Origin of the sequence: Nonomuraea sp. K271, from assembly GCF_009908215.1 — a bacterium.
In the GTDB taxonomy this organism is placed as follows: domain Bacteria; phylum Actinomycetota; class Actinomycetes; order Streptosporangiales; family Streptosporangiaceae; genus Nonomuraea; species Nonomuraea longispora.
This window is the reverse complement of sequence record NZ_JAAAHR010000223.1, coordinates 1-12,356: the sequence shown is the minus strand read 5'-3', so window position 1 is coordinate 12,356 and position 12,356 is coordinate 1. Positions and strand designations below refer to the sequence as shown.

Genomic DNA, 12,356 nt, shown 5'->3' with positions numbered 1-12,356 from the left:
CATCCCGGCCGCGAACGGCCCCAGCGCGTGCGCCTCCCCGGCCACCCCCGTCAGCGGCGACTTGGCCAGGAACACGGCCTTGGCCAGGCCGGGCGCCTCCGTCCCGCCCAGCATGCCCGCGGCCACGTACAGCAGGGCGCGGGGGTCGTACGGATCCAGCCCCGCGGGCACGCGCTCGCTCAGCAGCCGCAGTCCGAGAACGGACCCGCCGTAGTGTCCCCTCTCGGCCGAGCGGTCTTCGCGAACGACGTTCCCGCTGGTCAGATCGACGATGAACGGCAACAAAGCCTCCTTGAGTCGAAGGAGGCGGCCGGCCCCGGGCAGGCCCGTCGCCGTCCGCCAGGCCCAGAAGCGGCACACCATCACATATCACCGCAGGGGCGCAACCCCGCCTTCTTGCACGTGACGTGCGAAAAGGGGGAGTACGACGGTTGTGCGGATTTTTCGCGACCGCCAGGGCAGGAGATCAGGCGATGACCACTCCCGATCTCATCCTGGCCCTGGCCGGTGGAGCCGCGCTGCTCGCGGCCTTCCTGCCGCAGGCGCTCGCCAGCAGACCCCTGTCCTTACCTCTCGTCTACCTCCTGGGCGGCATGGTGCTGTTCGCCCTGCCGATCGGCCTGCCCGACCCCGACCCGGTCGCCCACCGGACGGCGCTCGAGCACATCACCGAACTGTGCGTCGTCATCTCCCTCATGGGGGCCGGCCTTGCCATCAACCGGCGGGCCGGGCTGCGCTCCTGGTCCACGACGTGGCGGCTGCTCGGCCTGTCGATGCCGCTCACCGTCGCCGGCGTCGCCGTCGCCGCCACCCTCCTGCTCGGCTGGCCGGCCGGGGCGGCGTTGCTGCTCGGGGCCGTGCTGGCGCCCACGGACCCGGTGCTCGCCTCCGACGTGCACGTCGGCGAGCCCGTCGACGCCGAGAACGCCGACGACGAGGTGCGCTTCGCCCTCACCTCGGAGGCCGGGCTCAACGACGGGCTGGCCTTCCCCTTCGTGTACGCCGCCATCGCCGTCGCGGTGGCCGGCGACGCTTGGGTGGGGGAGTGGGCGCTCATGGACGTGCTCTACCGCACCGCCGCCGGCATCGTCTCAGGACTGCTGATCGGCTGGTTGCTCGGCCGCCTGTTCTTCCGCGCCCCGTCCGGGGGGCTGCGCCTGTCGGAACGCCGCGACGGCTTCGTCGCACTCGCCGCCACGCTCCTGTCGTACGGGGTGACCGAACTCGTGCAAGGGTACGGCTTCGTCGCCGTGTTCGTCACCGCCTGCGCCATCAGGCGGGGCGAGCACGGCCACGGCTACAACAACGTCCTGCACGGCTTCGTCGAGCAGATCGAGCGACTGTTCACTGCCTGGCTGCTGCTCCTGCTCGGCGGCTTCGTCGCGGCCGGCGGCCTGTCCGGGCTCACGTGGCGCGGCGCGGCCGTCGGGCTGCTGCTCCTGCTCGCCATCCGGCCGCTGACGGGCTGGCTCGCCCAGGTGCGCGGCCCGGCCGGGCCCCGGGAGCGCCTGGTGATCTCCTTCTTCGGCATCCGGGGAATCGGGTCGCTGTTCTACCTGGCGTACGCGCTGGGCCAGACCGGCTTCGGCGTGCCCGCCGAGGAACTGTGGGCGGTGACGGGTTTCACCGTGGTGGCCTCGGTCGCCCTGCACGGCCTCACGGCCACCCCGATCATGAAGCGCATCGACGCGCTCCGCGACCGCGCCGGAAACGGCGTGCCCGCCGCCGGGCCGCCCGGCTGACCGGTCCGGCGCACTGCCCGGGCGCCACGAGCATGATTGCCGGCCGGGGCGTCAGGGCGGGCCGAGGCTCCAGATCCGTACCGTCCTGTTCCCGTCCACGCCCGCGACCACCGGCCTGCCGTCGAGGTCGGCCAGCGCCAGGGCCTGGGCGGCGCCCCCGTCCGCAGGGCCCAGCGTGCCGATGGGTTCGCCGTCGTCGAGGTCCCAGACCCGGACGAAGACGTCGCCGCCCAAGGGGGCGTGGGTCACGGCCGCGATGGGCAGTTCCCCGAGCCGCCCCGCCACGAGCGCGATGGTGCCCCGGTCGTCAGGGCTTGCGCCGCTGAAGTTCCACATCTTCACCCGCTTGCCCGTCGCCAGGTCGTGCACGCGGAGGGTGGCGTTCTGGTGCGTCGAGACGACCACCGGCCGGCCCGCCACCTCGCCGCCGGCCAGCAGTTCGATCCCGCTGTACGTGCCCATGCCGAACGAGTGCCGCAACTTTCCCGCCGGCAGGCGCCACACCCGGACGCGCCCGCGTCCGTCCCCCGTGACCAGCACGTCGTCGCGCCCGAGCCGCCCGAACGCCAGGCCGTGAACACCCTGGTAGTGATCGTCGATCGCGGAACCGATCTGCCTGCCGGTGCCGATGTCCCACAGCCGCACGACGCTGTGCAGGTCCCTGGTGATGTCGTACTTCTGCGACACGGCGATGGCCGTGCCCTCGTCCGTGACCGTGACCGCGATGATCGGGTCGCCGGCCCGGTGGCCGGCCAGGCTCTCGCCCGTCAGGCTCCACAACCGCATCCTGCCGTCGGCGTGCCCCGAGGCGACCACCGGCCGGTCACCCACGCGCCCGGCGGCGACCGAGGTGGCCGCCGCCCCGCCGTCGCCGATCCGGATGACACCCCGAGCACCGTCGCCCGCAGCGCCGTCACCCGCCGTGTCCCAGGCGAGCACCGCCCCCTTGCGGGTGGCGCACACGACCGTCGTCCCCGAGACGGACATGGCCACCGCCTGGCCGTACTTCGAAGGCAGCGCCGCGGGTTGCCTGACCGGCGTGCCGAACGGCTCGGCCGAGGCGGCCGGTGAGGAGACAGGTGAGGACGCAGGGGTGGATTGCGCGGTCGGTGCCGGGCTGCCGCTCGCTCCTGGCGAGGAGACGCCCTGACCGGGACGGTCCGTACGTTCACCGCCCGGCCGGAGGACCGGGCGGCCGGGATCCAGGAGGCCACGGTCGGGGCGGAACACGGCGAACGCGGACAACCCGAGCGCGGCCGTTGCGGCCACCCCGCCGATCAGAACGCGGCGGCTGAGCGCCCCCGCCCGCGGCGGCGCGGTCTCCGTCTCCGGCGACCCGTCACCGCCGTCCGCCGCCCCAGATACGGACGCCGCCCCGCCGCCCGGTGCGGGTGGAGTGCCGACCTGTGGAGGAGCCGGCGGCCTGCCGCCCGGTGCGGGGTCGTGGACCGGTGCCGGTGGTGGCAGGCCGTCCGGCGCCTGCCCTTCCAGGGGTCCGGCCGTCGCAGGGTGCGGGCGGCCGGCCGGGTTCGTCCGTCGGATGATGTCCTGCAGCAGGTCGGCGGGGGCGGGCCGGGCGGCGGGGTCCTTGGACAGGCATCGTTCGACCGCCGGCAGCAGGTGCTCCGGCACGCCCGAGAGATCCGGCACACCGTTGATCACGTTGTTGACGACGACGGCCACCGTCGAGCCCGCGAAGGGCGCGCGTCCCGTGGCCGCGAACACGATCGTGCCCGCCCAGCTGAACACGTCGGAGGCCGGACCCAGCCGCTCGCCCCCGAACTGCTCGGGCGACATGTACGCGGGAGTCCCGATCGGCCCTGACGTGTGCGTCGTGGCGTCCAGCGCCTTGGCGATGCCGAAGTCGATGACGATCGGCCCGTCGGGGCCCATCAGGACGTTGCCCGGCTTGAAGTCCCGGTGCACGATCCCGGCCTGGTGGATGGCGGTCAGCGCGGTCAGGGTCGAGATGGCCAGCCGGTCGAGCGCCCCGCCGGAGCGCGGTCCGCCGGAGCGGACGACCGCCTGCAACGTGTCGCCGGGGACGTACTCGCTCACGATGTACGGCCGCTCGCCCAGCATGCCGACGTCCAGCACCGCGGCCGTGCAGAAGGCGGCCACCCGCCGCGCCGCCTCCACCTCCCGCAGGAAATGGGCGGTGGCGCCGTCGTCGTGGCTCAGGTGGCCGTGCAGCACCTTGATGGCGACGTCGGGGCCCGGGTCGCCGGTGCCCCGGTAGACCACTCCCTGCCCTCCGGAGCCGAGCACGCCGGCAAGCCGGTAGCCGCCGATGTGCTCGGGGTCGTCCGGCCGGAGCGGGCGCATTTCCGGCATCCCGCCCCTTTCCTCGAACTATTCAAACGATCCACACATTATTGCTTCAATGCCCCGCAGAAGAAGATCCGGTGCCCGACCACCGCCCTGACCGCGCCCGCCCCGAGATGTCCGCATCGAAGAGTTCCGCCCGCGGAGGGCGAGCGTTACCGCCGCCACGACCATGACGCCACCTACGGAGACCACGGTGCTGCCCATGCCTCATCCCTCCCTCGGCCGCCGCACGATGCTGCAGGCGGCCGTCGCCGCCCCCGCCGCGCGTTCCGCTTCCTGACCGGCAACCACGACGTGGCCTCCAGCACCGGCGACCAGCGCGGGGAGACCGACTATCTCAAGGAGTTCGCCCCGCGCACCCCGCCGCCCAGGCCGGCCAGGAAGGCCATGCCCAGGGGCATGGCGTACTGGCGCTTCGACGCCGGGGGCTGCCGGGCGCGGGGCCGGCCCGCGCACGCCGGCCTGCGCTTCGACGGCCCGGCAAGAACCCCGGCAGGGGCGCGGTGCTGCGCTCGTCGGCGGCACGCAGTTCGCGCTGACGGACGGCCAGGGCTTCTACGGCCGGATCGGCGACGTCAGGATCGTGGAGCGGGCGCTGCGGCCGCAGGACTGCCTCACGTCGTGACCACCGCCGTGGACCGCCGGGGGAGCAGGGTGACCGGGATGACGCGCGGCGCCCGCGGCGGGCGGCCCTCGATCCGGCTGATCAGCAGGTCGACCGCCTCCCTCGCGGTCCTGGCCGGATCGAGGTCGACGGCCGTGAGCGCCGGCTCGCTCGTGCGCGCCTGGTGGCTGTCGACCCCCACGGACACGAGGAGGTCGCCGGGAACGCTCAGCCCGCGGTCCCTGGCGGCGCGCAGCAGGCCGGTGGCCAGCCACTGCGGCGGCACGTAGACGGCGTCGGGCTCCAGGTCGAGCAGCCGTCCCGCCGCCTCGGCCGCGCTGCTGTCGAGCTTGTCGGGCCGGGCCAGCACCAGCATCGGATGGCGGCCGTGCCGGGCCGTCCACTCCGCGTACGCGCGTTCGGCGTCGGCGAACCACGACCACCCGATGTCCACCGACAACATGGCCACCCTGCGCGCTCCGGCGGCGGCCAGGTGGTCGAGGACGGTCAGCGTGCCGGCCGCGCTGTCGGCGGCCACCCACCACGGGGCGCCTGCGTGGGCGATGTCGCGGCCGATCGTGACCGCCGGCAGGCCGAGCCGGTCGAACATGGCCACCCGCGGGTCCGCGGGCAGCGGGTCGACGACGATGCCGCCGTCGATGCCGAACCGGCGCAGGTCGTCGAGCCGGCGCAGCGGCGGCAGCTGGAGCAGCGCCTGGTCTCGCTCGAACGCGGCCTCCACCACGTTCATGGTCAGCGACAGGTAGAAGTCGACGGCCAGGATGTGGTGGGTGGCGTCGAGATCGACGATCGGCATCAGCAGCGCGATGGTGTCGGCCCGGCCCGAGCGCAGGCCGCGCGCGTTGCTGTTGGGCCGGTAGCCGAGCCGTTCGGCCACCTTCGCCACCCGGGCCCTGGTCGCCGCGTCGACCCGGCCCTTGTTGTTGAGCACGTGGGAGACCGTGGTCTCGGACACCCCTGCGGCCTCCGCGACATCGCGGATCCGCGGACGGGATCGTGACGGCTGCATGGGGTCAGCCTAGGGCCATCGGTGCCAAATCGATTAGGCAGGAGGTCTTGTGATGCCAAATCGTTTTGGCTTAGAGTCGCCGACATGCATGCGAGCACGTCCCGGTTCGCACGGGCCGTCCGGCGGCTGAACGCGTTGTGCGACGCGCAGCCGTACGTCACCGGCTGGTGCCTCATCGGCCTGCCGACCAGCGGCAGTGCCGGCGCTAGGGCCGGCGCTAGGGCCGGTGTGATGCGGGCGGACCGGCACGGCACGCGGGCGTTCCCGGCGGCCAGCACCCGCAAGGTCGCCGTCATGATGGCGGCACTGCGCGCCGTGCACAGGGGCGAGCTCGATCTCGACACCCGCCTGACCATCGACGGCCGCTACCGCGACCGCGTCTTCACCGGGCTCCTGCAACACCTCGACCCGGGGCTGAGCCTGTCGTTGCGCGACGCCGTCACCCTGATGATCATCCAGAGCGACAACCTGTCCACCGCCCACGTCCTCGACCTGGTCGGCCTCGACGCCGTCAACGACCTGTGCGCGTCGGCCGGCCTCGACGGCACGCGGCACCGTCACGCGCTGATCCCGGAGCTGGCCCCCGACCATCCGGTCGACGCGAGCAACGTGACGACGCCCGCCGACCAGGCCAGGCTGCTGGAGCTGATCACTCACGGCTCCGCGGCCGAGCCCGAGGCCAACCGGCTGCTCGGGTGCCCGCCCGAGCTCTGCTCGTTCGCCCTGGACGTGCTCTGCCGGCAGCAGTTCAGGGACACCATGCCGGCGTTCCTGCCGTACGGGACCAAGATCGCGCACAAGAGCGGCGCCGGCTGGCGGGACGTCAGCGACGGCGGCGTCTTCTTCGGCGACGACGGACCGCGCTACGTGCTCACGGTCTACACGGACGAGCTTCCCGCGGTCCTGCCCGACGGGCTGCCGGGGTTTTCGGGGGCGAGGGTCCACATTGCCCATCTCAGCCGTGCGTGCTGGGAGGAGATGCATCCGTAAGGAGACTCGCATGTCTCGTATGACCGGTCGCGTTCTCGCGGCCTCCCTGACCGTGATCGCCGTCCTGAGCGCGGGCTGCGCGCAGGGCGGCGGCGAACGAGCGGCGTCCACCCAGTCCGGAGCCGGCGTGCTGCGCTTCGCCTACACCGCGTTCCCCTCCACCCTCGACCCGCACAAGGCGTCCACGGCCTGGGACGAGCTCTACGTCCTGCCCGTCTACGACCGCCTCGTCACGATCACGCCCGAGGGCGAGATCGCCCCCATGATCGCGGAGTCGTGGAAGAAGAAGGGCGGCAAGGAGGTCTTCACGCTGCGCTCGGGCGCGACGTTCCACGACGGCACCCCGCTGGACGCCGAAGCCGTGCGCGCCAACCTGGAACGCGCGATGACGGCGAAGGGCAGCACCGCCACGTCACTGCTGAAGATGATCAACGAGGTCGAGGTCGAGGACGACGAGCTGGCCATCCGCCACACCGGCTCCGAGGAGGATCTGCTCAACGCCCTGGCCCACCGGGGCGGCGCGCTGATCAGCCCGAAGGCGTTCGACAACCCCGACCTCGACAGGAAGCCCGTGGGCTCGGGCCCGTACCAGGTCACCGACTACCGCAGGGACGACCGCGTCGTCTACAAGCCCTTCCCCGGCTACTACGACAAGAGCGCCCAGCGGCTCAAGGGCCTGGAGATGTCGTTCGTCAACGACGACGACACCCGGCTCAACGGCGTGCGCTCCGGCCAGTACGACGCCACGCTCATCCGTCCCGAACAGGCCGAAACCGCGCGCGACGCCGACCTGAAGGTGGAGGAGTTCCTGACCGGGCTCGTCTACCAGCTCAACCTCAACACCGGCCGCTCCGAGTTCGGCGACCAGCGGGTGCGCCAGGCACTCAACCACGCCGTCGACCGCGGGACGATCACCGACAAGCTGCTGCTCGGCTCCTGCGAGCCGACCGTCCAGGCGGCCCCGGCCGGGCACTGGGCGCACGAGCCCTCGCTGGAGGGCGCCTATCCGTACGACCCGGCCAAGGCCAGGCAGCTGCTGGCCGCCGCGGGGCTGCCCGACGGGTTCTCCTTCACCGCGCTGGTGTGGGACAACACCGCGTTCGTGCAGCTCGGCGAGGCCATCCAGGACCAGTTCAAGGAGATCGGCGTCGACATGAGGTTGCGGCCCATGAGCGCCGACCAGTCCATCGACCTCTACCAGAACCGCGGCCAGGCCGACGCCCTGGTCAGCCAGATCGGCGTGGCCGGCCCCGACCCGCGGCTCATCACCCAGCAGGACTACCTGAAGGGCGGGCTCAACAACCCGGGCGACCTCACCGTGGAGCGGATCGAGGAGCTCGCGGAGGAGAGCGCGGCCGCCACCGACCGGGCCGCGCAGCAGGCCGGCTACCGGGAGATCGCCAAGGTCGCGGCCGAGCACGCGTACAACGTGCCGATCTGCAACCGCAAGCTGTACTACGCGGTCAACGACAAGGTGCGCGACTTCGGCAAGCTGCTCACCGGGTACGACGACATCCGCGTCGTCGGTATGGGCTGACTTATGGCGATATTTCTGGTCAAACGGTTGGCGGGGGCCCTCGTGGTGCTCTTCGTCGTGTCCGTGATCACATTCGGGCTCTCGCTGCTGATCCCCGGCGACCCCGCCATCCACATCGCCGGAGAGCACGCCACCCGCGAGGAGATCGCCGCCGTACGCACCGGGCTCGGCCTCGACCAGCCCGTGGCCGTGCGCTACCTGAGCTGGGCCGGGGCCGCCGTCACCGGCGACCTCGGCACCTCCCTCTACAACTCCCAGCCGGTCACCGAGATCCTCATGGAACGCCTGCCCGTGACGCTCTCCCTCGCCATGGCCGCCATGGCGGTCGCGGTGCTGATCTCGCTGCCGCTCGGCACGCTCGCCGCGCTGCGGCCCGGCGGGCGGCTCGACCGGGTGATCTCCTCCGGCACCGCGCTCGCCGTCGCCACCCCGTCGTTCTGGCTGGGGCTCATGCTGATCCTGGCACTGGCGATCACCGTTCCCGTCTTCCCCGCCACCGGATTCCGGCCGCTCACCGACGGCGCCGGAGCCTTCGCCGCGCACCTCGCCCTGCCCGCCCTCACGCTGGGCGTCGCCGCCGCCGTCGAGCCGACCCGCCAGCTCAGGGCGGCCCTGGCCGACGTGCTCGACACCGACTACGTCCGCACTGCCCGCGCGAAAGGGCTGCTGCCGCTCACGGTGCTGCGCAAACACGCCGTACGCAACGCGGCGGTGCCGTTCGTGACCGTGCTCGGGCTGGAGACCGGCCAGCTGCTCGGCGGCGCGGTGGTGGTGGAGGCCGTGTTCGGGCTGCCCGGGCTCGGCACGCTGGCCGAGTCCACCGTGACCCGCCAGGACCTGCCCGTCCTGCAGGGCATCGTGATCACCAGCACCGTCGTCGTGGTGGCCGCCAACCTGGCCGTCGACCTGGCTTACCGGTGGCTCACCCCTGGCGCGCAGACGGGAGCGGCCGCATGACCGCGATCACGACCGGGCGGCGCGACACACTCGGACGGCGGCTGGCCGGCCGCCGCGACGTCGCCGCCGCGCTCGGCGTGCTGGCCGTCCTCACCCTGGTCGCGCTCACGGCGCCGCTCATCGCCCCGCACGACCCGGTGGACCAGGACCTGCTGCACCGGCTCGAAGGCCCGAGCGACGCGCACTGGCTGGGCACCGACGAGTCGGGCCGCGACGTGCTCAGCAGGCTGCTGCACGGCACCCGGGTCTCGCTCGGCGCGTCCCTGCTGGCGGTGAGCGTGGCCACGGTCTGCGGGGTCCCCCTCGGCCTGCTCGCGGGTTACCTGGGACGCGGCGCCGACCTCGTGCTGTCGCGCATCGCCGACGCCCTGCTGTCGATCCCCGGCCTGGTGCTGGCCATCGCCATCGCCACCGCGCTCGGCCCCAGCCTGACGAACGCCATGATCGCCGTCGGGGTCGTCTACGCGCCCGGCTTCTACCGGGTGGCCCGGGGCGCCACCATGACCGTGCGCGGCCAGACGTACATCCAGGCCGCGATCACCACCGGCTGCTCCACCACCAGGATCCTGTGGCGGCACGTCCTGCCCAACGTCGGCACGCCGCTGATCGTCAAGGCCTTCCTCACGTTCGGCTACGCGATCCTGGCCGAGGCCAGCCTCAGCTTCCTCGGCCTGGGCGTCCAGCCCCCGCTCGCGAGCTGGGGTTCCATGCTCAAACGAGCCGTACGCTACCTCGAGCAGGCCCCCATGCTGGTCGTCCTGCCCGGTCTGGTGATCCTGGTGGCGGTGCTCGCGTTCAACACCGTGGGCGACGGGCTGCGCGACGCGCTGGCCCGCCGGGACCGGGAGCCCACATGACAGAGCCGGCCCTGAACGAACACCGCACCCCGGTCATGAAACCGGCGAAGGAGGTCCCATGACCCAGATCCTGGAGGTGGACGGCCTCTCGGTCGCGGCCGGCCCCGCGGCCGACCCCGCGGCCGACCCCGCGGCCGACCCCGCGGCCGACTGGGTCCCCCTCGTGCACGACGTGTCCTTCCGGCTGAGCGCGGGCGAGGCGCTGGCGCTGGTGGGCGAGTCCGGGTCGGGCAAGTCGATGACCGCCCTGGCCCTGCTCGGGCTGCTGCCGCGCGGCGTCGCCGTCACCGCCGGCTCGGTGCGCCTGCTGGAGCCGGGCGACCGGCCGCCTCTCGACCTCGTCACGGCCGGCACCCGTACGCTGGCCGACGTCCGCGGCCGGCGAGTCGCCATGGTGTTCCAGGACCCCATGGCCAGCCTCAACCCGTCCATCACCGTGGGCGAGCAGATCGCGGAGGTGCTCAGGCGCCACCTCGGGACGGGCCGCGCCGCTGCCGCCCGCCAAGCCGTGGACCTGCTCGGCGCCGTCGGCATCAAGGAGCCCGGCAGGCGGGCGGGAGACTACCCGCACACCTTCAGCGGCGGCATGCGGCAGCGCGCGGTGATCGCCATGGCGCTGGCCTGCGAACCCGCCGTGCTCATCGCCGACGAGCCGACCACCGCCCTCGACGTGACCATCCAGGCGCAGATCCTCGACCTGCTCGTCCGGATGCAGGACGAGCTCGGCATGGCCATGCTGCTGGTCACCCACGACCTCGGCGTGGTCGCCGGCACCTGCCACCGGCTCGCGGTCATGTACGCGGGCCGCCTCGTCGAGGAGGGCGGCGTGGGCGAGGTGTTCGACGATCCGGCGCACCCGTACACGGCGGCGCTCCTGGCCGCCGCGCCCGAGAACGCCATGCGCGGGCGCAAGCCCCGGGCCATCCCCGGCGCCGTCCCCGCCCCCGGCGAGCCGCCGCCCGGCTGCGCGTTCAGCTCCCGCTGCGCTCACACGCGGCCGGACCCGTGCGACAGCGCGCCGGTCGAGCTCGTCAGGACGGGCGCCCGGAGCGTGCGCTGCGCCCGCAGCACCGAACTCCGCCGGCTCGGCGGGCTCCGCAGGCCGGCGGAGGCGACACCATGAGCGGGCGGGACCAGGCCCGTGGCAGCGGCGCGAGCGGGCAGGAGGCCGGTGTCCTGCTGCGGGCGCGCGGGCTGGAGAAGACGTTCGGCGGGCGGCCCGCCGTGCGGGATGTGTCGTTCGAGGTGGGCTCGGGCGAGACGCTGGCCATCGTCGGCGAGAGCGGCTCGGGCAAGTCCACGACCGCGCGCATGCTGGTCGGCCTGCTGCGTCCCGACCGCGGGCAGGTGCTGCTCGACGGCGACGACCTGGCCCGCCTGCGCGGCCGGGCGTTGCGGGCCCGCCGCAGGGACCTGCAGATGGTCTTCCAGGATCCGCTCGGCTCGCTCAACCCGGCCATGCGCGTCGGGGCGAGCATCGCCGAACCCCTCCTGCTGCACACAAGCCTGGACGCCGCCGCCCGCCGCGACCGGGTCGCCGGCCTCCTGCGGGAGGTGGGGCTTCGGCCCGAGCACGCGGACCGGTTGCCGCGCGCGTTCTCCGGCGGCCAGCGCCAGCGCATCGCCATCGCCCGCGCGATCGCCTGCGACCCGCGCGTGCTGATCTGCGACGAGCCGGTCTCCGCGCTGGACGTCTCCACCCAGGCGCAAATCCTCGATCTGCTCGCCGGGCTGCGCGAGGCCACCGGCTTCGGCTGCGTGTTCATCTCCCACGACCTGGCCGTCGTCCGGCTGGTCGCCGACCGGATCGGCGTGATGCGCGGCGGCGAGCTGGTCGAGCTGGGACCCGCCGAGCAGATCTACACCGACCCCCGGCACGAATACACCCGCGAACTGGTCGCCGCCGTGCCGTCGCTCACCGCGCGGCGCACGGCGAGGACACCATGAACGAGACCGAAGGAGGTGGACGGGTGAGCCCTCCCGTCCGGTTGACGGAGATCGACGTTCCCGGCGACGGCCGCGCCGCGGGCCAGGCGTACGGCGAGGCCGCCCGCCCGCTCGTCCTGCGCCACCACGAGCTGATCGTCAGCGGCCTCGGCCCGGCGGCCGCCAGGGACCGGGCCATGGACTTCCGCGTCGCCACCGAGGCCGTCGCGCCCGAACTGGCCGCCGAGGTGGACGGCGTCGGCGAAGGGGCGGGGCTGAGCGCCGCCGACGGCTGGATCCTGCAGCTGCGCGCGGAGCTGACCGGCTGGAACACCGCCGCCCCCGAATGCAGCTCGCTGGCCCTGGTCGGCCCCGCCCCTTCGCC

Annotated in this window: 10 protein-coding genes and 1 pseudogene; 8 read left to right on the top strand and 3 right to left on the bottom strand. The window is 73.3% G+C overall.

Going from position 1 to position 12,356, the window contains the following annotated elements:
- A partial coding sequence (locus GUY59_RS42760; RefSeq protein ID WP_201762017.1) for an aldehyde ferredoxin oxidoreductase N-terminal domain-containing protein occupies positions 1-282 on the bottom strand: 282 nt, incomplete at its 3' end.
- Between the two features lie 191 nt (positions 283-473).
- Here GUY59_RS42760 and GUY59_RS42755 point away from each other — a divergent pair.
- On the top strand, positions 474-1,742 hold the full coding sequence (locus tag GUY59_RS42755) for a cation:proton antiporter (RefSeq protein WP_138207739.1): 1,269 nt from the start codon (positions 474-476) through the stop codon (positions 1,740-1,742).
- Between the two features lie 51 nt (positions 1,743-1,793).
- Here the strand turns inward: GUY59_RS42755 and GUY59_RS42750 are convergent, their stop codons facing one another.
- A complete protein-coding gene (locus GUY59_RS42750; protein WP_138207741.1) occupies positions 1,794-4,076 on the bottom strand; it encodes a WD40 repeat domain-containing serine/threonine protein kinase in 2,283 nt (760 codons plus the stop codon).
- A gap of 608 nt (positions 4,077-4,684) precedes the next feature.
- On the bottom strand, positions 4,685-5,704 hold the full coding sequence (locus GUY59_RS42745; protein ID WP_138207743.1) for a LacI family DNA-binding transcriptional regulator: 1,020 nt from the start codon (positions 5,702-5,704) through the stop codon (positions 4,685-4,687).
- Positions 5,705-5,788: 84 nt separating this feature from the next.
- Between GUY59_RS42745 and GUY59_RS42740 the strand changes: the two genes are divergently transcribed.
- The 7 genes and pseudogenes from GUY59_RS42740 to GUY59_RS42710 all read left to right on the top strand — a co-directional run.
- Positions 5,789-6,694: a serine hydrolase gene (locus GUY59_RS42740; protein ID WP_138207745.1), complete on the top strand. Its 906-nt coding sequence runs from the start codon at positions 5,789-5,791 to the stop codon at positions 6,692-6,694.
- Between the two features lie 10 nt (positions 6,695-6,704).
- Positions 6,705-8,231, top strand: coding sequence for an ABC transporter substrate-binding protein (locus GUY59_RS42735; protein ID WP_138207747.1), 1,527 nt, complete (start codon positions 6,705-6,707; stop codon positions 8,229-8,231).
- 3 nt (positions 8,232-8,234) lie between these two features.
- On the top strand, positions 8,235-9,188 hold the full coding sequence (locus tag GUY59_RS42730; RefSeq protein WP_138207749.1) for an ABC transporter permease: 954 nt from the start codon (positions 8,235-8,237) through the stop codon (positions 9,186-9,188).
- Positions 9,185-10,045: an ABC transporter permease gene (locus GUY59_RS42725; protein ID WP_138207751.1), complete on the top strand. Its 861-nt coding sequence runs from the start codon at positions 9,185-9,187 to the stop codon at positions 10,043-10,045. Before GUY59_RS42730 ends, GUY59_RS42725 begins: the two co-directional genes overlap by 4 nt.
- A 58-nt stretch (positions 10,046-10,103) precedes the next feature.
- Complete coding sequence (locus tag GUY59_RS42720; RefSeq protein WP_138207753.1) at positions 10,104-11,168, top strand: ABC transporter ATP-binding protein; 1,065 nt, start codon at positions 10,104-10,106, stop codon at positions 11,166-11,168.
- Entirely contained in the window at positions 11,165-11,992 is an 828-nt protein-coding gene (locus tag GUY59_RS42715) for an ABC transporter ATP-binding protein (RefSeq protein WP_138207755.1), read from the top strand. The genes GUY59_RS42720 and GUY59_RS42715 overlap by 4 nt, the downstream gene beginning before the upstream one ends.
- Before the next feature lie 23 nt (positions 11,993-12,015).
- Positions 12,016-12,356: pseudogene (locus GUY59_RS42710) on the top strand (hypothetical protein); the annotation flags it as partial.

Excerpts from the sequence above, each read along its gene's own strand:
- GUY59_RS42755 (WP_138207739.1), top strand. The coding sequence starts at position 474 with ATGACCACTCCCGATCTCATCCTGGCCCTGGCCGGTGGAGCCGCGCTG.
- GUY59_RS42750 (WP_138207741.1), bottom strand. The coding sequence starts at position 4,076 with ATGCCGGAAATGCGCCCGCTCCGGCCGGACGACCCCGAGCACATCGGC.
- GUY59_RS42745 (WP_138207743.1), bottom strand. The coding sequence starts at position 5,704 with ATGCAGCCGTCACGATCCCGTCCGCGGATCCGCGATGTCGCGGAGGCC.
- GUY59_RS42740 (WP_138207745.1), top strand. The coding sequence starts at position 5,789 with ATGCATGCGAGCACGTCCCGGTTCGCACGGGCCGTCCGGCGGCTGAAC.
- GUY59_RS42735 (WP_138207747.1), top strand. The coding sequence starts at position 6,705 with ATGTCTCGTATGACCGGTCGCGTTCTCGCGGCCTCCCTGACCGTGATC.
- GUY59_RS42730 (WP_138207749.1), top strand. The coding sequence starts at position 8,235 with ATGGCGATATTTCTGGTCAAACGGTTGGCGGGGGCCCTCGTGGTGCTC.
- GUY59_RS42725 (WP_138207751.1), top strand. The coding sequence starts at position 9,185 with ATGACCGCGATCACGACCGGGCGGCGCGACACACTCGGACGGCGGCTG.
- GUY59_RS42720 (WP_138207753.1), top strand. The coding sequence starts at position 10,104 with ATGACCCAGATCCTGGAGGTGGACGGCCTCTCGGTCGCGGCCGGCCCC.
- GUY59_RS42715 (WP_138207755.1), top strand. The coding sequence starts at position 11,165 with ATGAGCGGGCGGGACCAGGCCCGTGGCAGCGGCGCGAGCGGGCAGGAG.